The organism is Actinoplanes subtropicus, from assembly GCF_000721705.1.
Lineage (GTDB): Bacteria > Actinomycetota > Actinomycetes > Mycobacteriales > Micromonosporaceae > Actinoplanes > Actinoplanes subtropicus.
On record NZ_JOJL01000006.1, the window covers coordinates 212,500 to 239,119 of the forward strand.

Here is a 26,620-nt window from a genome sequence, read left to right on the forward strand (position 1 = left end):
TACCCCCGCGATCGAGGCCGCCATGGTTGCCGCTGTCCGACGTGCGCTCGTGCGCGCCGTCGTCATCCTGATCTCCGCCGTCGCCGTGGTGGGCGCCGGCCGGATGTCCGCGTCGGCGGAGGTCGCCGATGGACTCCTGCTTCGCTACGACCTGACGCAGAGCACCGGCACCGTCGTGACCGACGCCTCCGGCAACGGCCGGGACGGCAGCCTGCAGGGCGATGCCACCTGGATGGACGGTGGCGGCGTGTCGTTCGGCGGCACCAACGGGCACATCAAGCTGCCCAACGACATCATGTCCGGGCTGCAGCAGATCACCGTCTCGGCCGACGTACGGATCGACCCGGCGCAGAACACCCCGTACATGATCTGGGCGCTGGGCAACACCAACGCCTCGGGGGTCGGCAACGGCTACCTGTTCGCCACCGGCGACAGCTACCGGACCTCGATCGCGAGCGGCAACTGGTCGACCGAGAAGACCGCGGCCTCCTCGGCGGCTCTCCCGCGCGGGGTGTGGCAGAGCATCGCGTACACCCTGACCGGCGACGGCGTCGCCACCGAGTACCTGAACGGCAAGGCGGTCGCCACCCAGACCGGCGTCACCCTGACCCCGGGGAGCATCGGGAACGGCTCGACCAGCGCGAACTACCTGGGCCGCTCGGTCTACACCGCGGACGCGTACCTGAAGGGTCAGGTCCGCAACTTCCGGATCTACAACCGGGCGCTGAGCGCCACCGAGGCCGCCTTCATCGCCCTGACGGACGGTACGCGGGTGGCCGCCGACAAGGCCGCCCTGACGCTCGGCGACACCTCCGCGGTGACCGGCGACCTGAGCCTGCCGGCGACCGGGCCGGCGTACGGCAGCGCGATCTCCTGGTCGTCCTCCGACCCCGCGGTGATCAGCAACCAGGGCGTGGTGACCCGGCCGGCCGCCGACGCGCACGTCACCCTCACCGCGACCGTCAGCAGCGGCGACGTGACCGAGACCCGCGACTTCGCGGTGACCGTCCTCGCCGACCTGTCCGACACCGCGAAGGCCGCCGAGGCGGCCGCGTCGCTCACCGTCGTCAACATCGATGACGTACGCGGCAACCTGACCCTGCCGGAGACCGGCCGCTACCAGAGCCGGATCTCCTGGGCGTCCGCCGACCCGGCGACCGTCGGCACCACCGGCGAGGTGCACCGGCCGGCCCCCGGCGGCGCGGTCCGCCAGGTCGGGCTGACCGCGACGGTCCGGGTCGGCTCCGCGGTCGCCAGCCGTACGCTGACCGCGGTCGTGCCGCCGCTGCCCGCGCCGGCTCCGCTCACCGGTTACGCCTTCGCCTACTTCACCGGCAACACGGTGGCCGGCGAGAAGATCTACTTCGCGGCCAGCGAGGGCAACAACGCGCTGCGCTGGAAGGAGCTCAACGGCGGCAACCCGGCGCTGGCCTCCACCCTGGGCACCAAGGGCCTGCGCGACCCGTTCCTGATCCGCTCGCCGGAGGGCGACAAGTTCTACCTGATCGCCACCGACCTGTCGATCGGCGGCGGCACCTCGTGGGACGCCTCGCAGCGCCAGGGCAGCCGCTACCTCGAGGTCTGGGAGTCCACCGACCTGGTCAACTGGGGACAGCAGCGGCACGTGCTGGTCTCCCCGCCGACGGCCGGCAACACCTGGGCGCCCGAGGCGTTCTGGTCGGCCGAGCTCGGCTCGTACGTCGTCTTCTGGGCGTCGAAGATCTACGCCGCCTCCGACCCCGGTCACACCGGGGACACCTACAACAAGATGCTGTACGCCACCACCCGCGACTTCGTGACGTTCAGCCAGCCCAAGGTGTGGCAGGACTTCGGCTCGTCCCGGATCGACAGCACGGTGATCAAGGACGGCGGCGTCTACCACCGGTTCACCAAGGACGAGGGCGGCGTCACCGGGTGCAGCGACATCATCCAGGAGCGGGCCGACTCGCTCGTGGCGGTCGACGACGCCTCGGACCCGGCGTGGGACAAGAACAACCCGAACTGGAAGATCGTCGCATCCTGCATCGGCAAGAACGCCGGCACCTCGGCCGTCGAGGGTCCCACCGCGTTCCGAGCCAACGACGGTGACACGTCCGGCTCGAAGTACTACCTGTTCGTCGACGAGTACGGCGGCCGCGGCTACATCCCGCTCGGCACCGACGACCTGAACCACCCGCAGTGGAAGGTGCCCCCGTCCTACACGCTGCCGGCCAGCCCGCGGCACGGCACGGTCCTGCCGATCACCCAGGCGGAGCTCAACCGGCTCGCCAAGGTGCCGAATCCGCTCCCGGCGGGCGCCGACGGCCTGGTCGCCCGCTACCCGCTGGCCACCGACGCCGCCGACGCCTCCGGCAACGGCAACAACGCGCAGCTGGTGGGCGGCGCCTCCTTCGCCGGCGGCAGCCTCACCTTCGGCGGGACCGACGGCTACGTGCGGCTGCCCGACAACGCGATGGCCGGCCTGGACGCCATGACGGTCTCGGCGGAAACCTGGATCGATCCGGCGCAGCAGACGCCGTACTTCCTGTGGGGCATGGGCAATACGTCCTCGGGTGCCGGCAACGGCTACGTGTTCAGCACCGGGGACAGCGCCTACCGGGCGGCGATCGCCTCCGGCAACTGGAGCACCGAGCAGAACGCCACCGGCAGTGGCGCGCTCTCCCGCGGGGCGTGGCACACCCTCACGTACACCATCGGGGGTGGGAAATCGACGCTCTATCTCGACGGCCGGCAGGTCGGGGCCAACGCGGCCACCACCCTGACGCCGGGCTCGATCGGCGGGGGCGTCACGACGGCGAACTACATCGGGCGCTCCGACTACACCGCCGACCACTACTTCAAGGGGAAGATGCGCGACTTCCGCCTCTACAACCGGGCGCTGAGCGCCGACGAGGTGGCCCGGCTCGGCGCGAACGCCACCCGGGTGACGGACGTGACGCTGGACAGCCTCAAGGCGCCGGCGCTGATCGACAGCGACGCCGGCACCATCGTGCTGCCGGTCAAGGCGGGCACCGACCTGCGGCACCTCGCCCCGGCCTTCACCGTCGCCGCCGGTTCCACCGTCGCCGGCGCGGATGCCGGTGACTGGTCGGCCGCGCGCCGGATCACCGTGACCAGCCCGGACGGAACAACCCGCGGCTACACGGTGACCACCCACGTGATGCGCTCGCCGGTGCTGCCGGGCCTGTACGCCGACCCGAACATCGTGCGCTTCGGCGACACCTATTACATCTACGCGACCACCGACGGCTTCGACGGCTGGAGCGGCACGACCTTCACCGTCTGGTCCTCGACCGACCTGGCCAACTGGACCAAGCACGGCACGATCCTGGACCTGGCCGACGTCTCGTGGGCGCACACCAACGCCTGGGCGCCGACGGCGGCGTACGCCAACGGGAAGTACTACTTCTACTTCTGCGCGGCGGGCAACATCGGGGTGGCGACCTCCGACTCACCACTCGGGCCGTTCACCGACTCGGGCAAGCCGCTGGTCGACCGCAAGGACTTCGGCGGCGCGCAGCAGATCGACCCGGCGGTGTTCACCGACGACGACGGGCAGAACTACCTCTACTGGGGCAACAGCACCGCCTACGTCGCGCCGCTCAACGCCGACCTGACCTCGCTGGGCGCGCGGCAGACCATCACCGGGCTCACCGACTTCCGCGAGGGCCTGTTCATGAACAAGCGGAAGGGCGTCTACTACCTGACGTACTCCATCGACGACACCCGCAGCGAGGACTACCGCGTCGGCTACGCCACCGCGACCAGCCCGTACGGTCCGTTCACGGCCCGCGGCGTGATCCTGTCCAAGGACCGGTCGCTGGGCATCCTCGGCACCGGGCACAGCTCGATCATCCAGGTGCCGGGCACCGACGACTGGTACATCGCCTACCACCGCTTCGCGATTCCCGGCGGCGACGGGACGCACCGGGAGACCACCATCGACCGGCTGTCCTTCGACGCGGACGGCCTGATCAAGCCGGTCGTGCCGACGCTGGAGAGCGTGGACCCGCTCGCCTACACCGGCGTGCTGCCGACCTCGTCGCTGCCCGCATCGGGGTGGCTGGGCGCGGGCGCGACGCTCACGCTGACCGGCGGGTCCGGCAACAGCGAGCTGCTGTACGCGCTGACGCCGGGCAACTGGGTCACCTACACCGGGCCGGTCGCCCTGCCCGCCGGCAGCTACACCGTGTCCTACCGGGCCCGCGGCGACAACCGCATCCTCAGCGCGCCGGTGGACGTCCGGGTCCAGGTCGACGCCGAGCCGCCGATGACCGCGGCGAGCGTGACCACGGCCGGCACGAGGTCGACGGTGACGCTGACCGCGCAGGACCCGGAGTCGGGCGTGGCCGCCATCGCGTACCGGGTGGGCACCGGCGACTGGCAGACCTACCAGGCGCCGTTCACGGTCAACGGGGTTCAGCAGATCGAGTTCCGCGGCACCGACCGCGCCGGCAACACGTCGGCGGCCCAGCGCATCACCGTCCCGCTGGTGCCGGACGTGACCGGCCCGACGGTCACCGCGGCCACCACCCCGGCCCGGCCCACCGGCACGGACGGCTGGTACACCGGCGCCGTGTCGGTGATCGTCACGGCCGAGGACCCGTCCGGCGTCGCGTCCCGCGAGTACCGCGTCGACGGCGGCCCGTGGCGCGCTTACACCGCGCCGATCGCGGTGCACGAGGGCGTGACGACGGTATCGGTCCGCGCCACCGACAGCTGGGGCAACCGGTCGCCGGTGAGCGTCCTGACCGTACGGCGCGACACGGTGAAGCCGGCCGCCGGCGCGAAGGTGACCAGCGCGAAGAAGTCGGCGACGGTGCGGCTGACCGCCTCGGACGCGACCTCCGGCGTGCGGCTCGTCCAGTACCGGGTGGACCGCGACCGCACGTGGCACACCTACACCGGCCCGCTCACGGTCACCGGCCGCGGGTTGCACACGGTGCTGTACCGAGCGATCGACCGGGCCGGGAACGCGGGCCCGCCTCTGCTGGCGTTGGTCCAGGTGCGGTAAGCGCTTGCGGGCGTCCCGGCCGCCACCGGGGCGCCCGCAAGCACCCTGGCGGGTAAACGCTTACCGCGCACCGCCCGTGCGTGCCGCCATAAATAATCTTTAAAGAGTCTATCTGTTAGACAACTTTACGAATACCATCGACGTCGATCGAATCCCCCCGCGGTGGCTGCCCGGCCACCGCGAGTCGTCGACGGAGGAACCCATGAAGTACCGCAGAACGCTCACCTGTGGCCTCGTCGCGGCCGTCGCCGCCGGCGGGATCTGGGCCGGCATGTCGGTCAGCGAGGCGGCCACCACCGGCCTCGCGGTCCGCGGCGGCGCCCCGTACATCTACACCCCCGTCAGCGGCTCCAAGGACCCGGTCAAGGTCATGCAGGCGACCGGCGTCAAGGCGTTCACCATCGCCTTCATCCTGAACAAGGGCACCTGCACCCCGACCTGGGACTCGGGCACCCTCAACGACTCGAGCAAGCAGAAGATGATCAACGCGATCCGCGGCGCCGGCGGCGACGTGGTGGTGTCGTTCGGCGGCTACTCCGGCAACAAGCTCGGCAACTCGTGCTCCAACGAGACCAAGCTGGCCGCCGCGTACCAGAAGGTCATTGATCTTTACAAGCTCAAGGCGATCGACATCGACCTGGAAGCGGGCGAGGTCAGCCAGTCGAAGAAGGTGCTCAAGGCGCTGAAGATCGTCAAGCAGAAGAACGCCGGCATCTCGACCATCCTCACCCTCGGCACCGGCAAGAACGGGCTCGAGGGCGACGAGGCGGGCATCCCGGGCCAGGCGGCCGCCATCGGCTCGCCGGTCGACAACTGGACGATCATGCCGTTCGACTTCTCCGACAACGACTCCAGCCTCGACCACGGCAAGGCCACCGTCTCCGCCAGCGAGGGCCTGCACAAGCAGCTCAAGTCGGCCCTCGGCGGCTCCGACGCGAGCATCTACGCCAAGCAGGGCATCTCGTCGATGAACGGCCAGACCGACTCGAACGGCAACGTCACCGTCGCCAACTTCAAAACCATGCTTGCGTACGTGCAGCAGCACGGCCTGACCCGATTCACCTACTGGGAGCTCAGCCGGGACACCAGCAACCTGGACTACACCAAGGTGATCGGCAAGTTCCAGGGCTGACGGCGAGGCGCAGCGGCCCGTGGCGGCGGGCCGCTTCAGCGCCACACCAGCGCGGCTTCAGCCGGCCGGTGTAACGCTGTCACCATGCAGAAGACTCAGCGCCACACTCGTCTCGTCGGGCTCGCGGCGGCGGCCGCGTTCCCGGCGGCCGCGCTGATCGCCGGCGCGCAGCCGGCCCAGGCGGCCGTTCCGCCGGTGCTCAGCAGCATCGCCATCGCACCGGCCGGCATCGCGCTCGGCAGCAGCGCGCAGGTCACCGCGACCGCCACCAACACGACGGCCGGCCCCCTCAACGTGTCGATGGGCATCGACATCCCGGCGAAAGCGCACCCGACGCACGCCACCGGTACGAACGGGTGCACCCCCCGGCTCCTGGGCTCGATCACCTACTGCGGCGTCACCCTGCCGGCGGGCGCGAGCGCCACGCTCACCATCACCTCGACGCCGTCCGCCACCGGGAGCTACGACTTCACCTCGTACGGCCGGATAGCGATCACCGGCACCAACGACACCGCCACCGCCACCCTGACCGTCGCCCTGACGGCCGGCTCGGGCGGCGGCACCACGACGCTGCCCACCACCGTCTCCTAGAACGACCGGCCGAGACCGGCAGCGCGGCACGTTGCGGCCGGGTCCGGTTCCGCGCAGGACATTCGCGCACAGGAATGTTCGCGACCGAAGTCACGACTCAGCGCGTTGACTTCGTGGTCGACGAGATCGACCGTCGCGACCTGCGCGACATCGTGCTGGTTGCGCACAGCTGGGCGGTTGTCCGGCCACCGGTGCCGCGTTCCACCCGGGCCGATCGCGTCGCGAAGGTCGTCTACCGCACCGCGGTCGTCGTACGTCGCTGCGGCCGCCGGAAGTCGTCGACGAAGTTGGGCGACGTGAATCCGGTCAAGGACGGCTCGAGCGCCGACCGTACGGCCTCGAGGTCCGGGGTGGTCTCCGCACCGGCCAGACCGACCCCGTAGTAGTGCAGCGGTGCGGTGAAACGGCCGAGTGCTCCACCGTCGGCCGAGGCGGCGGCGAACGCGCCGCTGAGCTGACGCAGTTCGAGCGCGATCAGGTTCGGCCCCGCCTCCAGGATCCGCGCCCAGTCGGCCTCACCGATCGGGATCAGGCGGCCGGGGCGACGATGACGGTCTTGCCGGGCAACGTCCCGGCGGCGGCCTGGGCGTGCACCGCCGCCAACTCCGCCAGCGGGACCCGCTGGGCGACCTCGACGCGCAGCTCACCGGTGCCGACGCGAGCGGCCAGGTCAGCGAGTTGATCGGCGTCGCTGCGGACGAACAGGTCGATGCCGCGCACACCGCGCGCCTCGTCGGAGGGGGCCGGCATCCAGACGGTGGTGTTGACCAGGGTGCCGCCGTCCCGGATCAGCGTGAGCAGCGCGGCCAGCTGTTCCGGAGCGACCGGTGCGAGATTGAGGACGAGATCGACCGGCTCGGTCACCGCCGCGGTCACCTCCGTGGTGGTGTGGTCGATCACCTCGCCGGCGCCCGCCGCCTTGACCCGCTCGGCGCTGCGCGGCCCGGCCGTGGCGACCACCTCGGCACGGACTTCCTTGGCCAGCTGGACGGCGTATCCGCCCACCGCTCCCCCGGCGCCGTTGATCAGCACCCGCTGGCCGGCGGTCAGCTTGCCGTGGTCGAACAGCGCCTGCCAGGCGGTCAGACCGACCAGCGGCAACGCCGCCGCGTCGGCCAGCGGGATGTTCCGGGGTGCGCCGGTCAGGATCTCGGCCGGCGCGATCACATACTCCGCCGCCGCCCCGGGCCCGGTCATCGGCAGGAAACCGATGACCCGGTCGCCGACCGCGATGCCGGCCACGTCATCGCCGAGTGCGTCGACCGCGCCGGCGACGTCGATACCGGGCGTGTGCGGCAGCTCGACCGGGATCGGGCCCTGCATGTAGCCGGCGCGGATGTTGCCGTCGACGCCGTTGAACGACGTCGCGGCGACCCGGATCCGGACCTGACCGGCGGCCGGGACAGGCACCGCCACGTCCCCGTAGCGCAGAACCTCGGGACCACCGAACTCGTGAAAACGTACTGCCTTCATTGCTGCACCTGCTTCCGTGAACGCCGTCCATCTGGCGGTTGCTGGAGACGTCACCAAACTTCGCAGGTACCGGCGGGATCAGCCTGGGCCAGGTAGGCCCACCTTGACGATGGCCGGCTCCCCGGCGTCGCCGACGATCTCCGCGAGCCGCGCCGCGTCCGCCGACTGCGGCGCCGCGGTAAGCATCAACGCCGCCAAGTCATCGCCCGGGATGGCCAGCAGGCTGCCGACGAGGGTGAGCGAGCCGGCCTCCGGATGAATGAACTCGGCGCTGCTCTCGTAAGCCGCCACCGGCCGGGGCGTGCGCCACAGGGTGTCGAACAGGCGGCTTCGGGTCCGCAACTCGTCGACCAGCGCGGCCAGCGAGGCATCGGCGGGGTAACGCAACAGCGCGCTCCTCAGCTGGGCCACGAGGATCGTCTGATGATCGGTCGCATCGGCGGCGGACTGCTGGAAACGACTGAACGGATCGCAGAAGCTCCGCCAGGCGATGTTCCACTCCCACGGGTCCCCGGTCAGGTCCCAATGCCGCAGGGCCAGGAACGCGCTGTTCACGGCGATCAGATTCATCGCCGCGTCGGAGACGAACATCGGCGTGTCGGTGAACCGCTCCAGCAGCCGCATCGCACCCGGACCGACCTCGGTCGGCACCTGCCCGTCCGCGGCGGCGTACCCGGCCAGCGCGCTGAGCCGCTCGTAATCCGCCCGCCCGACCCGCAACGCCCGGGCGATGGCCTTCACCACCCCGGCCGACGGATGGCTGCGCCCCTGCTCCAGGCGGCGCACGTAATCCGCGGACATCCCCGCGAGCTCGCCGAGTTCCTCCCGCCGCAACCCGCGCACCCGCCGGCGACCGACCGGCAGCCCGACAGCCGCAGGGGCCGTACTCTCCCGCAACTGGCGCACCGCGGCGCCGAACTCATCACGCTCCACGGGCCAAGTGTGCCGGGACCGCCCAGACAAAGCAGCTGGTACGGCGGCCACCGTTGGTGAGGTGACCTCGGATCCCGCGGTACGAGGACGGCCACCGCATGATGGTCTGTGCGTGGTGGACGCGACATTCCACCCTGCGGTGGCCGAGGGCCGGTCGTCAGTTCGGGAGGACCGGGTTGGTCGAGGAGCCTGGTGTCCGGCTCCGGCCAGGCGCCGTCGCACGGCATCACGCCGGCGCTGAGCTGACCGTAGATCCGCTCCGCGTGCCGGCGGACGTCGCCGGCGGATATCGGCTTCGAAGCTGGGTGACGACATGTCATCAAGACCGGGCACGCCACTCGTTCGTGACGGTCGAACCGATCGGGCTACCCCCGCAGAGCACCCACCTCAGGGCGACTGACCTGTGCCTTTACGCCCGGCATCATCGGCCGCATGACGTCCTGTGTATCCGGCGCCGACCGTGCGCACCCCTGACGGGCATGGCTTGGCTGATGACGGTCGCGGCGGGGGCGGCCGCCGCCTGGGGAGTGTCCGACTTCCTCGCGGGGGCGCTCGCCCGGCGCATTCCGGTGCTGACCATCCTGATCGGCTCGCAGGTCGCCGCGATGCTGCTGACCCTGCCGGTGGCCGCGGTCCGCGGGGTGCCGCCGCCGGGAGACGCACGGCTGTGGCTGGGCGTCGCGGCCGGCGTGGCCGGGATGCCGGCGATGGGCCTGCTTTACCGGGCGATGCGGGACGGCTCGCCCGCCCTGGTGGCGCCGGTCGCCGCGGTCGCCGCCCTGGTTCCGGTCGGGTGGGGGCTGCTGCACGGCGACCGGCTCGACGTCGTCGCCGGGCTGGGCGTGGTGACCGGTCTGCTGGGCGGCACGATGGCCGGCTGGCCGGTCCCGGGATCGGTCGCCGCTCGCCGCGGCCGGCGGTCGGCGAACCTGTGCGGGCTCGGCGCCGCGCTGGGGCTCGGCGTCTACTTCGTCCTGCTGCACGAGGCCGGCGCGGCGGACGAGTTCTGGGCCCTCGCGTCGGCCCGGATCACCGAGGGGCTGGCCGCGCTGGCCCTGGCGGTGGCGCTCGGCCGCTGCGACCGGACGCTGCTGCGCGCCCCGATCGTGGCGGTCGGTGCCACGGACGCGCTCGCCGACGCGGCGTTCATCGCGGCGGCCGCGTCGGCTCTCACGCCCGCGTCCGTGGTGGCGTCCCTCTACCCGGCCGTCACGCTTCTGCTGAACCGGTCACTCCTGCGGGAACGGCTTCACGCCGTACACCTGTATGGGGTTTTGACCGCTCTTTTCTCCGTCGCTTGCCTGGCGCGCTGATCGTGCCGCGGCGAGGGTGTCGACCCGCAGCATCGCGATGGTCATCGGGCCGACGCCGCCGGGCACCGGGGTGACCCGTCAGCTCCCCGGCGCGGACGTCGCCGGCCACGCCCTCCGGGGTGCGGTGGATGCCGACGTCGACGTCCTTGCCGACCGGGATCCGGTCGATCAGCGCGGCCGGGTCGAGGTGGGCGGGGAGCGGCGGCTGGAGCAGGGTGCCGTGCACGGCGGGGTCGGCGGCCAGCTCGATCCGTACGGTCACGTCAGCCGCCCCTGGCGGAAGTCGGCGAGCCATTCCGAGGTGGCCCGCAACCCGCCGAAGGGGTAGAAATGCAGCTTCACCTCGCCGTGCCGGTCGGGGTGATAGTCGGTGGCGAGCGCGCGCAGGAACTTGTCCGGGCCGGCCGTGCCCATCAGGTTGGTCAGCGACAGGCCGTACTTCCGGGCGATCGACGCGCTGGTCCCGACGCCGAATCTCGCGGCGAAACGCAGCAGTTTGCGGATGCCGGCCGGGCCGGGCAACCCGATCCGAACCGGAAGATCAATACCCTTTCCCGTACGCCGGCGGTCATCTCCAGCGAGAAGTCGTGCAGCAGCCTCAGGCCGGCCGCCGACGGGGTGGTGGTAGACGTCATCCAGCCCTCCGAAGTTCCCGCTCAGAGTCACTAAACCGAGCTAGCACTAAATCGAGCTAGGTGGGAAAGTTGCCCGCGCTTTGCGGCGACACGAAAGAGCGGAACAACGAAACTTCCCCGGAGCTGCGCGGCCGTGACCCGTTGCACAACGGCGAAACGGGTGAGTAGCCTCCGGCCCACTAGCTCGATTTAGCTCCTTCGTCCGCCTGGGGAGTTGGGTTGGCTCCGGAAGATCTTCAGCGCACGATTTCCCCGGCCGGGACGCTCTGCCGGCGGGCGGCTCTCGTCGGATGCTGATGGGGCCGCGGTGGAACCCTTCGGACGTGGCCGCGGTGGCCGCCGGGGTGTTCGACGGGGTGGAGCAGATGGAGCTGCCGCGGCTGAACGGGCCGACGTTTGATCAGGTGCTGGTGGGCGGGCGCCCGGTCGGCGTTTCGACCGGCCGGGCGCTCAGCCTTACTCCGCCGTCACTGCGTCGGCGTGCTTGTCGAAGCCGATGTAGAGGCGGGCGGCGGCGTTGGCGCCGAGCGCGCCCAGCGTCTCCAGCTCGCGCAGCCGCAGCAGGGCCGGGTGCTGCGCGTACGCCTCAGCGGCCGCGGCCAGCCGGCGCAGCGCGTCCACCTCGGCGTCGGCGCGGATCCGCTTCGCCTCGGCGTCGGCCTCCGCGGCCCGGCGGGTCGACTCGGCCTTCGAGGTCGCCTCCAGCGCCTCCCGCTCGGTGCGGGTGCGGGCCTCGACCATCTGCGCCTCGGCGACCCGCTGCGCGGTCAGCACCCGGTTCATGATCTCCTGCAGGTTGCCCGGGAAGACCAGGTCCTTCACGTCGGCCCGGATGATCTGCACGCCGTAGCCCGCCGAGACGGTCTCCACGTCCCGCAGGATGTCCTCGCTGAGCTGGTTACGGTTGGTCAGGATGGCCTCGAGCGCCATCGACGCCAGCGACCGCCGCGCGGCCAGTTGCACGTCGCTGTAGATCCGGTCGCCGTAGTCGGCCACCCGCTCGACGGCGGCCCGCGGGTCGACCACCCGGAAGTGCGTGACAATGTTGACCCGCACGGCCACCTTGTCGGCCGTGAGGATCTCCTGCCCCTTGATGGTGAGCTCCCGCTCCCGCACGTCGATCGGCACGATGACGACGCGCGGCACCCGCCGCACGCGCCGCTTGGGCAACTCATAGCGACCCGGCTCGAGCACCTGCTCGAAGCGGCCGTCGGAGTAACGCAGGCCACGGAATCCGCTCTGAACGATCACCTCGGTCTTGGACACTGATTCACCTCGTTGCTTCGTGGGCGCGCATGGGGCGGCCCACCGATGTAGGGGTGGCCCCGGAGCGGATCCGATGGGAAGGATCGGTCGCCGAGAAGGCACCGGATCAGCGTGGTTGGATCGCCAATGCATCCGGTACGTGAGCGCGTACTTCTGAAGCCGCCGGGGCCGTGATCAGGATGGCGCAGGGGCGGTGGGGGTCACAACGCAATATCGGGGTGGCTTTGTCCGCGGCGCTGCCCGCTCGGTCGTGCCCTGCCCGCTCGCCCATCGTGCCGCTCGTCGCGCTGGCGTCGTGCCCGCTCTGCTCGCCATGGCCCTGCGCCCCTGCCTACTCACCGTTGCGCCTGCCCGTCGCGGTGACGTCGTGGCCCGGGTCTGCTCCTCACGGCCCGGCACCCCTGCCCACGCACCCACCGTGGCGCCCGTCGCGGTGACGTCGTGGCCCGGCTCTGCTCCCCACGGCCCGGCACCCCTGCCCACGCACTCTTCACACCGCCCATTGATGTTGGGTGGGTTGGGCTGGGCCGGCAGCGGCTAATCATCCTCCAGCTAGGTGGATTATGTCCCGGTGGGATTGAATCGATTTCATTCCGCAACGCCAATTTGCCGGCCCAGGTTGGCATGATCCAATGGTTGTTCGGGCTTACCGCCTCGCTCTTTTCGGTGAGATAATTTCGGGGTGGGACAGCTACGGTTATTCTCCAGATCCGAACTCGCCGGAATGCGCGATCGCACCAAGTCGCGCCGCTATTCTGAGGAGGCTGAGCGCTTTCGCGAGCAACACGCCCGACACCGCGAGTGGGGCCTCCGCCAGCGCCATGGCCTAAAGCTGTGGCGCCTACGCCGCGAGCGCGCCGAGGCAGCAGCCCTGACCACTCCCGAGCCCACCCACGCAACCACCCAACCGCCCACGCCACCAGAGCAGCCCGCGCGCGCAACCACCCGACCACCCGCCCCGCCAAAGCAGCCCACCCAGGCCGAGCATGTCATCGCCCAGCCTGAGCAGCCACGGCATCCCGCGCCCGCGCCGACGGCAAGCCTCGCAGTCAAGCAGCCACCCAGCCGCACGCCCCCGCCCGCGCAAGCCCCGGCGGCCAACTTCCCAGCCGGACAGCCGCCGAGCCGCACGCGCGACCTCCCCGCCGACCAGCCACCCAGACGCACGTCCACGCCAAACGCCCACGCGAGCCCCGCGCCCAGCATCCCCGCGGAGCAGCCACACAGCCGCACACCCCCGCCCGCGCAAGCCCCGGCGGCCAACTTCCCAGCCGAACAGCCGCCGAGCCGCACGCGCGACCTCCCCGCCGAGCAACCACCCAGCCGCACGTCCGCGCCGACGCCCGCGCCCGCGCAAGCCCCGGCGGCCAACTTCCCAGCCGAACGGCCGCCGAGCCGCACACCCACGCCCACGCAAGCCCCGCGCCCAGCATCCCCGCGAAGCAGCCACCCAGCCGCACGCCCACGCCTGCGCCGGTCGCAAGCCCCGCGCGCCACCCATCCGCCGCGCTCCAACCCACCACGGCGCGGCGTCCAAAACAACGGTCGAGCGACAATTCATCACCGGGCTCGCCATTCGTTTCCCGGCATATTCCGAGCGAGCTTCCGCGGCGACCTCCACCATTTCCAGAGCCTACCACCAATCGCCACCGACCACGAATCAGAAACGGGCGCCGCCCGCGAAAGGACGCACCCTCGGAATTGACTACAAAGCCGCGATCACCGAGGGGATTTGGGGGAAGGAGTCCACCGCTGCGGTGACGTGGCGGGGGTCGAATTCGTGAAGGGCGCGGACGCCGCTCTGGAGGCAGGCGATGAAGGGGATTCCGGCGCCGCCGGCGGCCAGCGCGTCGCCTGGGGAGTCGCCTACGTAGACGCACTGGGGTGGCTTCAGGCCCGTTTCGGACAGTAGCTCGTCGAAGACTCGGGGGTCGGGCTTGCGGAAGCGGGTATTGCCCTGGTGGTAGGCGGCGGTTACCCGGGTGGCCAGGGCGTGGTCGGGTGCGAGGAGGTGGCGTACTTCCGGCTCGGCTCGGGAGGTCAGGAGCATGACTGTTCGGCCCTGGCGGAGCAGGTGGTCCAGGGTGGCCAGGTTCTCGGGTGGGATCACGTCCAGGCGACCCGAAGCCACGTAGCGCTGGTGGGCGGGCGGGAACAGGGCCGCGAAGCGGGTCACGTCCACGCCGGGTGAGCGGTGGGTGATGGCCGACAGCAAGGGCTCGCCCCAGGTGGCCAGGTGCAGGGCGCGGGGCATCGGTGGGCGGCCCAGCTGGGTCAGCACCTCGTTCTCCAGGTGGAACGAGGCCTCCTCGGTCAGGCACAGGGTGTCGTCTACGTCAATGATCACTGCGCGGATCATGAGGGGAGCGTAGGGCGGAATGGTGGCGGCTGTAGAACGCGTACACCAGAAGGCCCAGCACGAACCAGACGGCGAAGCGGAGCCAGGTGATCGGGGAAAGGTAGGTGATCAGCCACAGCGAGAACAGCACGCCGATCGCGGGGACCACGGGCATCGCCGGCAGGCGGAAGGCTCTTGGCAGGTCGGGGCGGCGGTAGCGGAGCACGATCACCGCCACGCAGACGACCACGAAGGCGAGCAGGATTCCGATGTTGGTCAGCTCCGCGGCCTGCTCGATAGGCAGGAAGCCGGCGATGATCGCGGAGACCACGCCGGCGATCCAGGTCACCCGGCTGGGCACCTGGCGGGCCGGGTGCAGGTGGGAGAACCAGCGGGGCAGCAGGCCGTCGCGGCTCATCGAGTACCAGACCCGGGTGACGCCCAGCATGAAGGTGAACATCACGGTGAGGATGCCGATGATGGCGCCGACCGCGATCACGTCGGCCAGGCCGGAGAGGCCGACCGAGGCGAAGGCGCTGCTGAAGCCGCTCTCCGGGTCGATCTCGGTGTAGTGCTGCATGCCGGTGAGGACCAGGCAGGCCAGCACGTACAGGATCATGGAAATGACCAGCGAATAGATGATCGCCCTGGGCATGTGGCGCCGGGCGTCGTGCGACTCCTCCGCGGCGGTGCTCATCGCGTCGTAGCCGAAGACCGCGAAGAACACCGTGGAGGCGCCGGTGATCGCCCCTCCCCACCCGTACGGGAAGAAGGGGGTGTAGTTAGCCGTATTGATGTGGAACATGCCGACGACGATCACCAGCAGGACGACGGCGACCTTGATGCCGACCACCGCCGTCTCGGTCCGGGCCGCCGTGCGGATGCCCCGATTCAGCAGGTACGCGATGAGCAGGCACAACACCACCGCGAAGAGGTCGATCACGTGCCCGTGGCCGGTGCCGGGCGCGCCCAGCATCCACGCCGGCAGGTGGATCCCGATGTCGTCCAGCAGGAACGAGAAGTAACCGCTGATGCCGATCGCCACCACCGAGACGATCGCCGTGTACTCCAGCAGCAGGTCCCAGCCGATGAACCAGCCGACGATCTCGCCCAGCACCGCGTAGCCGTACGTGTAGGCCGAGCCGGCCCGCGGGATCAGGCCGGCGAACTCGGCATACGACAGCGCGGCGCACGCCGAGGCCACGCCCGCGATCAGGAAGGAGATGACGACCGCGGGGCCGGCCGTCTTGTTGGCGACCGCCCCGGCCAGCGCGAAGATGCCGGCGCCGATGATGCCGCCGACGCCGATCGCGGTCAGCTGGAACAGCCCGAGCGACCGCTGGAGGCCGCTGCCTCCCTCGTCCGTGATGTCCTCGACCGGCTTGCGCCGGAACAGCTCCGATCGCACATCCATGCATATGGATCTACTCGTCCCCGGCCGAGGGCGCCACTCGATCAGTCCTCGACGCGGAAGCCGATCTTCAACCGGACCTGGTAATACGCCACGTCACCGTCGGCCACCTGCCCACGGACCTCCTGCGTTTCAAACCATTCGATATTGCGTACGGTTTGGGCGGCCTTGCGAATAGCGGTGCGAATCGCGTCGTCGACGCTGGTGGGGCTGCTCCCCACGACCTCGGTCAGCCGGTACACGTGATTGGTCATGAGCCCACTCAACCAGAAGTGATGAGTTCCCGCGCCCGCACGCGTCTCATGTACGAGGCACACGACGAGACGGAAGGATGACGTGATGACTGCGGACACGCGGCTGGCGGAGCCGGCGTTCTCGGGGCTGGCCGAGCGGCACCGCCGGGAGTTGCACGTGCACTGCTACCGGATGCTCGGCTCGTTCGAGGACGCCGAGGACACGGTTCAGGAGACGTTCCTGCGCGCCTGGCGACGGCGGGAGACCTTCGCGGGCCGCTCGACGTTCCGGGCCTGGCTGTACCGGATCGCCACCAACGCCTGCCTGGACCTGCTCGCCCAGCGCCGCCCGCAGCCCGCGACCGGTGGCGAGGTGCTGTGGCTGCAGCCCTATCCGGACCGACTGCTCGACGAGAACACTCCGGAGACCGCCGCCGTCGCTCGGGAGACCATCGAGCTGGCATACGTGGTCGCACTCCAGCACCTCGCGCCGCGCCCGCGGGCCGCCCTGATCCTGCGGGACGTGCTCGGCTGGCCGGCGAAGGACGTCGCGGAGCTCCTCGGCGACTCGGTCAACTCCGTGAACAGCGCCCTGCAGCGGGCCCGCGCCGGCATGCGGGAGCACCTGCCCGCCGAGCGGCAGGACTGGACCGGCGGCGAGAGCGACCCCGGGACGCGCGAGCTGGTGCGCCGCTTCCTCGACGCCGCCGTGGCCACCGACGTCGGCCGGCTCGCCGCGCTGCTGCGGGACGACGTCCGCTGCTCGATGCCGCCCACGCCGGGCCTGTTCATCGGCCGCGAGGCGGTGGTGAACGACTGGATCGCGGACGGCTTCGAGGGCCTGGGACCGATGCGCTCCATGCTGACCGCGGTAAATCGGCAGCCCGCCGCCGCCTTCTACCTGTGGCGGGAGCCGGCGGGCGCGTACCTGCCGTTGACGCTCGACGTCCTGCGCATCACCGGCGGGGCGATCGCCGAGATCATCACCTTCCACGCCGACCAGTTCCCGCGGCTCGGGCTCCCGGAGCGCCTGCCCGCGGAGTGACCGTCTGGTATCCACAGTGGTATGGAACTAGGGATCGCACTGCCGACATCGGGGGCGCTCGCGTCCGTAGCCAACATCAAGCGGGTCGCTCAGGAAGCCGAGCGCCTCGACTACGCCGCCCTCTGGACGTACGAGCGCCTCCTGCGCCCGCTCGCCAAGATCTTCCCCGGCCCGGACGGCGAGCTCGAACGCATCCCCGCCGACTACCGGGAGACGTACGAGCCGATCGAGACGCTCTCCTTCGTGGCCGCGCTGACCGAGCGGATCAAGCTGGGCACCAGCATCGTCGACGCGCTGTTCCACGCTCCCGTGGTGCTCGCCCGGCGGTACGCGACGCTCGACCGGCTCAGCGGCGGCCGGGTGATCGCCGGGATCGGGCAGGGCTGGATGCCGCAGGAGTTCGCCACCGTGAACGTGCCGCTCAAGCGCCGCGGCGCCGGCTTCGACGAGCATGTGGCGGCGATGCGGGCCTGCTGGGGGCCGGATCCGGTCGCGTACCAGGGCCGGTTCTACCAGATCGAGGCCTCGGAGCTGAACCCGAAGCCGGTCCAGGCGCACCTCCCGATCATCATCGGCACCAACGGTGATGCCGGCATCCGGCGGGCCGCGCGCATCGCCGACGGGATCAACCCCAATGCCTTCTCGTACGAGCAGGTGGCCGGCGCGGTGCGCACGTTCCGGACGGCCGCCGCCGAACAGGGCCGGCACGCCGACTCGCTCACCGTGACGGTCCGGGCCAACGTGCCGATCGTCGCGGACGCGCTGGGCGAGGGCCGGCCGTTCCTGGGCGGCTCCCCCGCCGAGATCGCCACCGACCTCACGGCTCTCGGCGAGGCCGGCGTCGACCACGTGCTCTTCTCCAACGTCGCCCCGGACGGCATCGACAACCACCTGCGCCTCATGGCCGACCTGCGCAGCCGGGTCGGTTGATCGAGGTCACGGGGGCCCGACCAGGGTCAGCACCGATTCGAGCGGGTCGAAACCCTCCGGCAGGCCCGGCGTCCGCCACGACCCGGCGGGCGCCGACGGCGGCAGCCACTCCGGCCGGAAGATGCCGATCGCCAGGTCCAGGTCGTCCAGGTGCTTGCGCAACTCGTCCGAGATCGGGGTGCGCAGGTGCTCGGCCCACAGCCGTACGCGCAGCTCCCGCACCTCGTCGCCCAGGGTGACCAGTGCCGCGGTCAGTTCGGTGTCCACGCCGGCCATCGAGCGGCTGAAGAAGTTCGCCGAGCCGACCGCGGCGAACTGGTCGTCCACGATCACGATCTTGGTGTGCACGGTGAGGTGCTCGACCCGCCAGAGGCCGACGTTGCGGCGCAGGTGCTGCGGCAGCGGGTCGATGACCTTCCGTTGCAGGTCGGCGTTGATCGTGCCGTTGATCAGCGGGGAGGACTCGGCCGGGTCGCGCGAGCCGGACCCGACCAGGATCACCTTCACCCCGCGGGCGGCGGCCGCGCGCACGTGCGGGTACAGCTCGAAGCGGTGGTCGCCGCCCGGGTACTCGTGGAAGTACTGGTCCTCGATGTAGACGTAGCGGCGGGCCGCGTTGATCGCCTGCACCAGGGTCAGATAGACCTCCTGGACGCCCTCCGGCGCCACGTCGCTGTAGTGCCGCCGCTCCCAGGGCAGCAGCGAGTCGATGTACCAGGGCCCGACCGACCGCAGGACCTGGCAGGCCGCGCCGGTCACCGGCTGCGCAGCCTGCGGTGGGGGCGCGGGGATCTCGCCGGGCATGTCGCCCGGGTTGAGCAGCGGCAGGCCCTTGACGGTCGGCCAGACATAGCGCTTGCGGGGCAGGTTGATCACGCCGGTCCAGCGCATCCGCAGCACCCGCCAGACGTCCGCGGCCGCCGGGCCCTTGATGATCGCGCCGGCGTCGTGCCAGCCCCAGCGGCCGCCCTTCACGGTCTGCCGGCGGTGCGGCGTCTCGTCGACCCGGTTCGCCGCGTAGTCGATCCCGCCGATCGCCGCGGTGATCTCGGTGCCGCGCCGGATCAGGGTGATCTTCTGGTGGTTGGAGCCGATGCCCGAGCCGGACCAGTCCAGCGCCACCCGGTTGTGCAGCGGCGCCGCCACACTGCGCTTGTCGCAATCCCGGCGCCAGCGCCGCAGCCGGTGCGCCGAGGCCACGTTCTGGTGGAACGGCCCGATCGTGGGCCGGGCGATGCTGCTGCTCACCACCGCTCCGGCCAGGATCACCCGGACGTCCACCCCGTCGCAGGCCAGCCTGGTCAGCAGCGCGCCGAGCGGCTCGTAGCCGGGCTCCCCCGAGGTCCGCCCGGTCAGGTCCATCTCCGGATCCAACTGCAAACCGCAGATGTACGCCGCGTCGCCGGGCCGCAGCGACGTCAGCAACTCGCCCATCCGGCGCATCCAGAGCCGCCCGTCGATCACGAACTCGACCGACGAGTTCTCGCAGTGCGCCGCGACCGCGGGCGAGAGATACCGCGCCACCAGATCGTCCAGGTCGTCGAGCGAGGCCATGCTCGGACCCTACCGTCGGAGGTAGGGCTGGCCATACCCGAAACCGGTGGCTGGCCGGATCGCCGCCGGCCGGCGCCCCGCCTAGCGTCTGCAGGCATGTTCGATCTTCGCCTCGCCGTCAAACTGCTGCGTCACCGCGCCGGGCCGGCCGTGGCCACCCTGATCGCCCTCGCCGCCGGCGTGCTGATCCTGACCGCGGTCGGCACGCTGGTCGAGTCGGGCCTGCGCTTCCGCCCGGCGCCCGTGCTCTACCGCGCCGCCGACGTGGTCGTCGCCCACCGCGAGGTCACCTGGAGCGGCAAGGACTTCACCGGGGACACCGAGACCGCGAGCGCCGCGCTGCCGGCCGGCACGGTCGACGCTGCGCTGGCCGAGCGGATCCGGCGGCTGCCCGGGGTCAGCGCCGTGGCCGGCGACGACCGGGTCGTCATCGACGCGCCCGCCGCGGTCGGGCACGGCTTCGGGGTGTTCGCGTTAACCGGCCGCCCCGCGGTCGACGCGCCGCGCGCCGACGACGAGGTGGTGGCCGATCGGCGGCTGGGCGTCGCCGCCGGCGATCGCCTCGCGCTGCGGGTCGCGGGCGTCTCGCGGACCTATCGGGTGACCGCCACCGCGGACACCGGCGCGGCGCAGGTGTTCTTCACCGACGCGCAGGCCGCCCGGCTCTCCGCGCATCCCGGCCGGTTCAACGCGATCGGCGTCAAGACCTCCGATCCGGCGGCGGTGCGGGCCGTCGCGGGCGCCGACGCGTACGCCGGGGCGGCCCGCGGCGAGGCCGAGCAGTCGGCCGGGCTCGCCGCCCGCGACCTGCTGATCCAGGCCGGGTCGGCGTTCGGCGGGTACGTGCTCCTGCTGATGGTCTTCGTGGTGGCCGGCACGGTCGGGCTGTCCGTCCGGCACCGCCGGCGGGAGCTGGCCCTGCTGCGGGCGGTCGCCGCCACCGCCGGTCAGGTGCGCCGGCTGCTGGTGGCCGAGACCGCGCTGCTCGCCCTGGTGGCCGCCGTCCCCGGCGTGCCGGCCGGGCTGGTCGCGGCCCGGTGGGCGCACGGCGAGCTGATCGACCGCGGCTTCCTCCCGGCCGGCTATCCGGCCGCCGCCGGGTGGCTGGCCGCGCCGGCCGCGGTGGGCGTCGCCGTGCTGGTGGCGGTGCTGGCCGCGCTGATCGCCGGGCGCCGGGTGAGCCGGATCAAGCCGGTCGAGGCGCTCGGCGAGGCCGCCGTCGAGCCACCGCGCCCCGGCCGGGTGCGGCTGGTCTCCGGGCTGGTCACCCTGGCCATGGCGGTCGCCGCCGGCGGGGCCGGGCTGGCCGGGCTGGGCGGGGCCGACACGGCGCTGGCCGGCGCGGCCGGCATGCTGTACCTGTTCGTGACGGCGGTGGCGCTGCTCGCGCCCTGGATCAACGGGTTCGCCGCCCGGCTGCTCGCGCCGGCGCTCACCAAGCTGTGGCCGGCCAGCGGCTACCTCGCCGGGCACAACCTGCGGGCGAACGCGCGGGGCATGGCCACCGTGCTGACCGCGCTCGTGCTGGCGGTGGGCTTCGGCGGCTCGGTGTGGTTCCTGCAGGACAACCTGGAGCGCCAGACCGCCGCCCAGAGCCGGGAGGGCGTGCTCGCCGACCGGGTCGTGGTGGGCGCCGGTGGGGACGCGGCCGGGCAGATCCGGGAGCTGGCCGGGGTGCGCGCGGCGACCGGGGTACGGCGTACGTCGGTGGTCGTGCGCTCGATCGACGGCGTCGAGACGGTCGGCGCCCAGGCGGTGGACCCGGCCGGCCTCGGCGCCACGATGGATCTCGGGGTGCTCGCGGGGAGCCTGACCGACCTGCGCGCGGGCACGGTGGCGCTCTCCGCGACGCGGGCCTCGGCCGCGGGCCGGCACGTCGGCGACACGATGTCGCTCTGGCTCGGCGACGGCACGCCGGCGTCGCTGCGGGTGGTCGCGATCTACCGGCGCGGGCTCGGCTTCGGCGACGTGACGCTGGCCAAGCCGGCCGTGGCCGGGCACCTGCCCCGCGACGGCGACGACGAAGTACTCGTGCGCACCGGGCCGGGTGGCGCCACCGCGCTGGCCGCGTGGAGTGGCCGGCAGCCCGGCAGTGCGGTGCTCGACGCGGCGACCCGCGCCCGCGGTCTCGAAGGCGACCTGGCGGTCGGGGCCTGGCTCAACCGGATGCTGATCGGGGTGATGGTCGGCTACGCGGCGCTGGCGGCGGCCACCACGATGGTGCTAACCGCGCTTGCCCGCCGCCGCGAGCTGGCGCTGCTGCGGCTGGCCGGGGTCACCCGCCGGCAGGTCCGGCGGATGGTCCACGCCGAGCAGGCCGTGCTGCTCGGCGTGGCGGTGCTGCTCGGCGCGGCGATCGCGGCCGTCACGCTGGGCTCGATGGTGTGGGCGCTGACCGGCAGCCCGATCCCGTACGTGCCGCCGCTGGGCTGGCTGACCGTGCTGGGCGGGACGGCCGCGCTGGCCCTGCTGACCACGATCTGGCCGGTGCGCCGGATGCTGCGCGCCGCCTCGATCGACGACCTCCGCGTCCGCGAGTGACCGGCTCACACCACTTCGTGCACGGCGGCGACGACGGTCTGCCGGCGGCCGGCCGCCTTCGCCTCGTACAGCGCCTGGTCGGCGCGGGCGACCAGCTCGTCGGAGGTCTCGGCGCCGTTCCACACCGCCGCGCCCGCCGAGAACGACTGGCCGGCCGGGGTCGCCGCCCGCAGCCGGGCCAGGATCTCGACGGCCTCGGCGCCGGCCGCGCCGGGGAGCAGCACGATGAACTCCTCGCCGCCGTACCGGGCGAGCTGGTCGACCGCGCGCAGCTCGGCCGTCCACGCCGCGGCGGCGCCCTTGAGCAGCCGGTCGCCGGCGGGGTGCCCGAACTCGTCGTTGAACTTCTTGAAGTAGTCCAGGTCCAGCATGGCCACGACGAGCGGGGTGCGATCCCGGCGGGCCCGCTCGATGGCCTGGGGCAGCTCGCTCGCCCACGACCGCCGGTTCGGCAGGCCGGTCAGCTCGTCCACCCGGGCCAGCAGCCGCAGCTGCTGCGCCTGCGTGTCGATCTCGCGCAACAGCTGCGCCATCCGGGTGATCACCAGCAGGAACAGGGCGATCGAACTGATCACGATGGCGAGCCCGTCGACGACCCGGCCGCGCAGCAGCTCCATCGCGAGCAGGCCCGGCGCGATCAGCGACGCCGCGGTCAGCACGACGAGCAGCCGGCGGCTAAGGCCCCGTTCCGGCGTGGTGGCCCGCTCGCCGATCTCCCGCACCGACGGGTGCAGCGCGGCGGCGCCCATCAGCAGGTACGCGACGAAGTAGTTGGTGGACAGGATCCGCTGCACCGCCGTGGGCGGATCCCAGGCGATCTGGTTGATCACCGCCCAGGCGACGTCCCCGGCCAGGAAGACCAGCAGCGAGGCGGTCAGCAGCCGGAACGAGGCGTTCCGGGTGCCGCCGCCGAGCAGCAGCCGCACCATCATGGCGATCAGCAGGATGTCGCCGGCCGGGAACAGCACGCCCCACAGCTGGGTGCCGAGGTCGACATGCGGCGCGCCGACCGCCGGCCCGATGATGAACACCCAGGTCAGCAGGCCGAAGCCGGTGGCGATCGTGGTCGCGTCGACCATCGCGGTCCAGTTCCGCCAGGAGGTGCGGATCCAGGACAGGTGCACGGCGCCCGCGATCAGGCAGGGGTACAGCGCGAAGTAGACGTAGACGGCGGGCGAGGGCCACGAGTCGTCGTGCAGCACGCGCGTGTAGATGACCTCGACGACCTGACCGGTGGCGTTGCAGAACAGCCCGGCGGCGAACCACCACCAGGCGCCCTGACCGACCGGCCGTCGCCGCCGCACGCCGACGGCGATGGCCGCGACGGCGAGATACCCGATACCGACCGCCAGCCCGGTCTGCGCCCAGGTGTCGGCCGGGACGAAGAAGTAGACAACGCAGCACAGCACCGCCGAAGCCAGGTAAAGCCGCATGGACCTCGTCGTCATGGCCCGATGCATCGGACGCGGCCCCGGCCGTCTGAGGCGTTCTCCCCGACGGCAACCACCTTGCAACCGTCCGGGGATCAACACCCCACTTTCGTCAGACCAGGCCGCTGATCGCGGCAACCTCCGCCGGGGTCAGCTCCAGCTCGGCGGCGGCGACGTTCTCCTCCAGGTGGCTGACCGAGCCGGTGCCCGGGATCGGCAGGATCGACGGCGAGCGGGCCAGAAGCCAGGCCAGGACGATTTGGTACGCCGTGACGCCGCGCTTCTCGGCGGCCTGCTGCACCGCCGGGTTCCCATCGAGGTTGGAGATCGGCGCCCACGGCAGGAACACGATCCGTTCCTGCTCGCACAGGTCGACCAGCGACTCGGAGTGGCGGTCGTCGACGTTGTAGCGGTTCTGGATCGACACGATCGGGGTGATCCGCTGGGCGGCCCGCAGCTGCTCCTCGCTGAAGTTGGAGACGCCGATGTGCCGGATCTTGCCCTGCGCCTTGGCCTCGGCCAGCGCGCCGATCGAATCCGCCAGCGGCACCTTCGGGTCGGGCCGGTGGAACTGGTAGAGCGGGATCTGCTCGAGCTTGAGCTTGCGCAGGCTGCCGTCGAGGGCGGCGCGCAGGTGCTCGGGCCGGCCGTCCGGCGGCCACGGGCCCCGGCCGTGCCGCAGCAGGCCGCCCTTGGTGGCGATGACCAGGTCCTCCGGGTACGGGTGCAGCGCCTCGGCGATCAGGATCTCGCTGACATCCGGCCCGTACGAGTCGGCGGTGTCGATGAAGTTGACCCCGAGCTCGACCGCCCGGCGCAGGACCCGCTTGGCCTCCTCCCGGTCCTTGGGCTCGCCCAGGATGTACTCCCCGGTGATCCGCATCGCGCCGAACCCGAGACGGTTGACGGTCAGGTCGCCCCCGACGTCGATGGTGCCCGCGGCGGCCGCTTGTGGTGTGCTCAACGTTCCGGCTCCTCTGCTTCGCTGTGTGCACTCACCACGAACCTACGCCGGGTCGAGCCGGCGCAGCCCGCGCCGGTAGCGATCGGCCGCCGCCACGTACTCGGCGACGGCGTAATCGACCATGGCCTTGAGCCGGGCCGGGTCGGCGGCCCGCGCGCGGGCGGGCACGCCCAGCGCGAGGTGCTCGGCCGGGATCTCCGCGTCCTCCGGCACCAGCGCGGCCGCCCCCACCACCGCGCCGCCGCGGACGACGGCCCGGTTGAGGACGACCGCGCCGGAGCCGATCAGGCAGCGGTCCTCGACGACGCAGCCCTCCAGGTGCACCCGGTGCCCGACCACGCAGTCGGCGCCGACCACCGTCGGCCACTCCTCGGTGGTGTGCAGGACCGTGCCGTCCTGGATCGAGGTGCGGGCACCGATCTCGATCCGGCCGAAGTCGCCGCGCAGGACCGCGCCCGGCCAGATCGACGCCTGCGGTCCGACGGTCACCGCGCCGATGACGACGGCGTCCGGGTGGACGTAGGCCGACGGGTCGATCTTGGGCTCGTGGCCCTCGAAGGCGTACAGCGGCACGGAGGTCACTCCAGTCCGAGGTAGAGGCGGCGGGCGTTGCCGCCGAGCACGAGCGGGGCGATGCCGGCCGGCACGAGACCGGCCACGGCCCGGGCGTTGGTGTCGATGCCCGGCACCCCCGGCCAGTCGGTGCCGTAGATCCAGCGGCGGGCCAGCCGGCCGAGGTCGAACCGAGCGTAGTACTCGGGCAGCCGCTTGGGCGGCAGCCCGGACAGCTCGATCCACACCGTGTCGTAGGTGAGCGCCAGGAAGGCGGCCGCGTCGTACCACCAGCCGCGGCCGCCGTGCGCGAGGATCACGTTCAGGCCCGGGAACGTGCGGATCACCGGCAGCAGGTACTGCGGGTCGGCGTTCTCGTTGGCCGAGCCCGGGAAGGTGCTCGTCCCGCAGTGCACGACCAGCGGCGCCCCGCGCTCCTCGAGCAGGTGATAGGCGGGGTAGAGCGCGGCGTCGTCGCAGCGGAAGCCGCCGTGCACCGGGTGCAGCTTCAGCCCGGCCGCGCCGAGGTCGAGCTGGCGGCGCAGCTCGTCGGCGATCGGGAAGTGCAGGTGCGGGTTGACGTTGGCCATCGGCCGGAACCGCGCCGGGTTGTGCTCGACGATCGGCAGCAGGTCCTCGAACCGCTGGATCCCGGTCGCCTTGGGGCTGTACTCGCAGAACAGCACGGCCTGGTCCACGCCCTGGGCGGCGAACAGCTCGTCCAGGCGGGCCGGCCGCGGGGTGCCGTCGGCGGCCCAGACGTCGTCGAGCTGCTCCGCGGAGCCGAACCGGCGGGCCCATTCGCGCCAGGCCGGCTTGACCGTGTCGAGCAGCGGCACGTGGACGTGCGCGTCCACCAGCGGCATTCCGTCGATCACGAGGCGAGCCTCGCGACCAGCTCCCGGACCCGGTAGCGCTGCATCTTGCCGGTCGCCGTCTTCGGCAGCTCGTCGACGAAGATGACGTGCCGGGGCCGCTTGAACGCCGCGAGGCCGTCGCGGCACCAGCGAATCAGGTCCTCCTCGGTCACGGCCGAGCCTTCAAAAGAGCGCAGCACCACCGCGGCGACCGGCTTGTCGATGCCGTCCTCGTCCGGCAGGCCGACCACGGCCGTCTCGGCCACCGCCGGGTGCTCCAGCAGCCGGGCCTCCACCTCGGCCGGCGACACCCAGATGCCGCCCGCCTTGAGCAGGTCGTTGCTGCGGCCCAGGCAGGTGTAGTGGCCGGTCGGGGTGCGGATATAGGTGTCGCCGGTGCTGAGCCAC

The 26,620-nt window shown here is 71.8% G+C and carries 21 protein-coding genes; 8 read left to right on the forward strand and 13 right to left on the reverse strand.

Translation table 11 applies throughout. The features are described 5' to 3' along the window. The first annotated feature begins 49 nt into the window (after positions 1 to 49). From IH26_RS0110530 to IH26_RS0110545, 4 genes are all read left to right on the forward strand, one after another. Positions 50 to 5,014, forward strand: coding sequence for a family 43 glycosylhydrolase (locus IH26_RS0110530; protein WP_051807918.1), 4,965 nt, complete (start codon positions 50 to 52; stop codon positions 5,012 to 5,014). Between the two features lie 202 nt (positions 5,015 to 5,216). Continuing rightward, positions 5,217 to 6,146: a glycoside hydrolase family 18 protein gene (locus IH26_RS0110535; protein WP_051807919.1), complete on the forward strand. Its 930-nt coding sequence runs from the start codon at positions 5,217 to 5,219 to the stop codon at positions 6,144 to 6,146. A gap of 84 nt (positions 6,147 to 6,230) precedes the next feature. After that, positions 6,231 to 6,737: a hypothetical protein gene (locus IH26_RS0110540; protein WP_030435956.1), complete on the forward strand. Its 507-nt coding sequence runs from the start codon at positions 6,231 to 6,233 to the stop codon at positions 6,735 to 6,737. Positions 6,738 to 6,811: 74 nt separating this feature from the next. After that, the gene (locus tag IH26_RS0110545) at positions 6,812 to 7,120 is read left to right on the forward strand and encodes a hypothetical protein (RefSeq protein ID WP_030435957.1); all 309 of its coding nucleotides are present in this window, start codon (positions 6,812 to 6,814) and stop codon (positions 7,118 to 7,120) included. Between the two features lie 145 nt (positions 7,121 to 7,265). Here the strand turns inward: IH26_RS0110545 and IH26_RS0110550 are convergent, their stop codons facing one another. Both IH26_RS0110550 and IH26_RS0110555 read right to left on the reverse strand, forming a co-directional pair. Continuing rightward, the gene (locus tag IH26_RS0110550; protein WP_030435958.1) at positions 7,266 to 8,210 is read right to left on the reverse strand and encodes an NADP-dependent oxidoreductase; all 945 of its coding nucleotides are present in this window, start codon (positions 8,208 to 8,210) and stop codon (positions 7,266 to 7,268) included. A gap of 78 nt (positions 8,211 to 8,288) precedes the next feature. After that, the gene (locus IH26_RS0110555; RefSeq protein ID WP_030435959.1) at positions 8,289 to 9,143 is read right to left on the reverse strand and encodes a helix-turn-helix domain-containing protein; all 855 of its coding nucleotides are present in this window, start codon (positions 9,141 to 9,143) and stop codon (positions 8,289 to 8,291) included. Positions 9,144 to 9,634: 491 nt separating this feature from the next. Between IH26_RS0110555 and IH26_RS0110560 the strand changes: the two genes are divergently transcribed. Next, positions 9,635 to 10,456 (forward strand): EamA family transporter, encoded by an 822-nt coding sequence (locus IH26_RS0110560; protein ID WP_245665093.1) that lies wholly within the window; start codon positions 9,635 to 9,637, stop codon positions 10,454 to 10,456. A 258-nt stretch (positions 10,457 to 10,714) separates the two neighbouring features. Here the strand turns inward: IH26_RS0110560 and IH26_RS0110565 are convergent, their stop codons facing one another. The 5 genes from IH26_RS0110565 to IH26_RS0110585 all read right to left on the reverse strand — a co-directional run bounded on the left by IH26_RS0110565 (position 10,715) and on the right by IH26_RS0110585 (position 16,360). Next, entirely contained in the window at positions 10,715 to 11,122 is a 408-nt protein-coding gene (locus IH26_RS0110565) for a hypothetical protein (RefSeq protein WP_245665095.1), read from the reverse strand. A 425-nt stretch (positions 11,123 to 11,547) separates the two neighbouring features. Further along, on the reverse strand, positions 11,548 to 12,357 hold the full coding sequence (locus IH26_RS0110570; protein ID WP_030435962.1) for a slipin family protein: 810 nt from the start codon (positions 12,355 to 12,357) through the stop codon (positions 11,548 to 11,550). A gap of 1,705 nt (positions 12,358 to 14,062) precedes the next feature. After that, the gene (locus IH26_RS0110575; RefSeq protein WP_030435963.1) at positions 14,063 to 14,704 is read right to left on the reverse strand and encodes an HAD family hydrolase; all 642 of its coding nucleotides are present in this window, start codon (positions 14,702 to 14,704) and stop codon (positions 14,063 to 14,065) included. Then, positions 14,694 to 16,109, reverse strand: coding sequence for an amino acid permease (locus IH26_RS0110580; protein WP_030435964.1), 1,416 nt, complete (start codon positions 16,107 to 16,109; stop codon positions 14,694 to 14,696). Before IH26_RS0110580 ends, IH26_RS0110575 begins: the two co-directional genes overlap by 11 nt. Before the next feature lie 41 nt (positions 16,110 to 16,150). Continuing rightward, a complete protein-coding gene (locus IH26_RS0110585; RefSeq protein WP_030435965.1) occupies positions 16,151 to 16,360 on the reverse strand; it encodes a dodecin in 210 nt (69 codons plus the stop codon). Positions 16,361 to 16,445: 85 nt separating this feature from the next. Between IH26_RS0110585 and IH26_RS0110590 the strand changes: the two genes are divergently transcribed. Both IH26_RS0110590 and IH26_RS0110595 read left to right on the forward strand, forming a co-directional pair. Beyond that, positions 16,446 to 17,384: an RNA polymerase subunit sigma-70 gene (locus IH26_RS0110590; protein WP_030435966.1), complete on the forward strand. Its 939-nt coding sequence runs from the start codon at positions 16,446 to 16,448 to the stop codon at positions 17,382 to 17,384. A gap of 21 nt (positions 17,385 to 17,405) precedes the next feature. Next, positions 17,406 to 18,314, forward strand: a complete 909-nt coding sequence (locus tag IH26_RS0110595) for a TIGR03619 family F420-dependent LLM class oxidoreductase (RefSeq protein WP_051807921.1) — start codon at positions 17,406 to 17,408, stop codon at positions 18,312 to 18,314. Positions 18,315 to 18,320: 6 nt separating this feature from the next. On the opposite strand, the gene IH26_RS0110600 is transcribed toward IH26_RS0110595, so the two are convergent. Next, a complete protein-coding gene (locus IH26_RS0110600) occupies positions 18,321 to 19,868 on the reverse strand; it encodes a phospholipase D-like domain-containing protein (protein WP_030435968.1) in 1,548 nt (515 codons plus the stop codon). A 96-nt stretch (positions 19,869 to 19,964) separates the two neighbouring features. On the opposite strand from IH26_RS0110600, the gene IH26_RS0110605 reads away from it, so the two are divergent. Then, positions 19,965 to 22,409 carry an ABC transporter permease gene (locus IH26_RS0110605; protein ID WP_030435969.1) on the forward strand — a complete coding sequence of 815 codons (2,445 nt, stop codon included), beginning with the start codon at positions 19,965 to 19,967 and terminating at the stop codon, positions 22,407 to 22,409. 5 nt (positions 22,410 to 22,414) lie between these two features. Here IH26_RS0110605 and IH26_RS53420 read toward each other — a convergent pair whose 3' ends face one another. The 5 genes from IH26_RS53420 to IH26_RS0110630 all read right to left on the reverse strand — a co-directional run. Next, the gene (locus IH26_RS53420; protein ID WP_245665097.1) at positions 22,415 to 23,857 is read right to left on the reverse strand and encodes a GGDEF domain-containing protein; all 1,443 of its coding nucleotides are present in this window, start codon (positions 23,855 to 23,857) and stop codon (positions 22,415 to 22,417) included. Between the two features lie 94 nt (positions 23,858 to 23,951). Then, the gene (locus tag IH26_RS0110615) at positions 23,952 to 24,803 is read right to left on the reverse strand and encodes an aldo/keto reductase (protein ID WP_030435971.1); all 852 of its coding nucleotides are present in this window, start codon (positions 24,801 to 24,803) and stop codon (positions 23,952 to 23,954) included. Between the two features lie 42 nt (positions 24,804 to 24,845). Next, entirely contained in the window at positions 24,846 to 25,385 is a 540-nt protein-coding gene (locus IH26_RS0110620) for a gamma carbonic anhydrase family protein (RefSeq protein WP_211268624.1), read from the reverse strand. Beyond that, positions 25,382 to 26,233, reverse strand: coding sequence for an amidohydrolase family protein (locus tag IH26_RS0110625; RefSeq protein ID WP_030435973.1), 852 nt, complete (start codon positions 26,231 to 26,233; stop codon positions 25,382 to 25,384). Before IH26_RS0110625 ends, IH26_RS0110620 begins: the two co-directional genes overlap by 4 nt. Further along, the coding region (locus tag IH26_RS0110630; RefSeq protein WP_030435974.1) for an AMP-binding enzyme at positions 26,230 to 26,620 on the reverse strand (391 nt) is incomplete at its 5' end. The genes IH26_RS0110630 and IH26_RS0110625, both read right to left, overlap by 4 nt.

Excerpts from the sequence above, each read along its gene's own strand:
- IH26_RS53420 (WP_245665097.1), bottom strand. The coding sequence starts at position 23,857 with ATGACGACGAGGTCCATGCGGCTTTACCTGGCTTCGGCGGTGCTGTGC.
- IH26_RS0110605 (WP_030435969.1), top strand. The coding sequence starts at position 19,965 with ATGTTCGATCTTCGCCTCGCCGTCAAACTGCTGCGTCACCGCGCCGGG.
- IH26_RS0110560 (WP_245665093.1), top strand. The coding sequence starts at position 9,635 with ATGACGGTCGCGGCGGGGGCGGCCGCCGCCTGGGGAGTGTCCGACTTC.
- IH26_RS0110580 (WP_030435964.1), bottom strand. The coding sequence starts at position 16,109 with ATGGATGTGCGATCGGAGCTGTTCCGGCGCAAGCCGGTCGAGGACATC.
- IH26_RS0110550 (WP_030435958.1), bottom strand. The coding sequence starts at position 8,210 with ATGAAGGCAGTACGTTTTCACGAGTTCGGTGGTCCCGAGGTTCTGCGC.
- IH26_RS0110600 (WP_030435968.1), bottom strand. The coding sequence starts at position 19,868 with ATGGCCTCGCTCGACGACCTGGACGATCTGGTGGCGCGGTATCTCTCG.
- IH26_RS0110535 (WP_051807919.1), top strand. The coding sequence starts at position 5,217 with ATGAAGTACCGCAGAACGCTCACCTGTGGCCTCGTCGCGGCCGTCGCC.
- IH26_RS0110590 (WP_030435966.1), top strand. The coding sequence starts at position 16,446 with ATGACTGCGGACACGCGGCTGGCGGAGCCGGCGTTCTCGGGGCTGGCC.
- IH26_RS0110585 (WP_030435965.1), bottom strand. The coding sequence starts at position 16,360 with ATGACCAATCACGTGTACCGGCTGACCGAGGTCGTGGGGAGCAGCCCC.
- IH26_RS0110595 (WP_051807921.1), top strand. The coding sequence starts at position 17,406 with ATGGAACTAGGGATCGCACTGCCGACATCGGGGGCGCTCGCGTCCGTA.
- IH26_RS0110540 (WP_030435956.1), top strand. The coding sequence starts at position 6,231 with ATGCAGAAGACTCAGCGCCACACTCGTCTCGTCGGGCTCGCGGCGGCG.
- IH26_RS0110545 (WP_030435957.1), top strand. The coding sequence starts at position 6,812 with ATGTTCGCGACCGAAGTCACGACTCAGCGCGTTGACTTCGTGGTCGAC.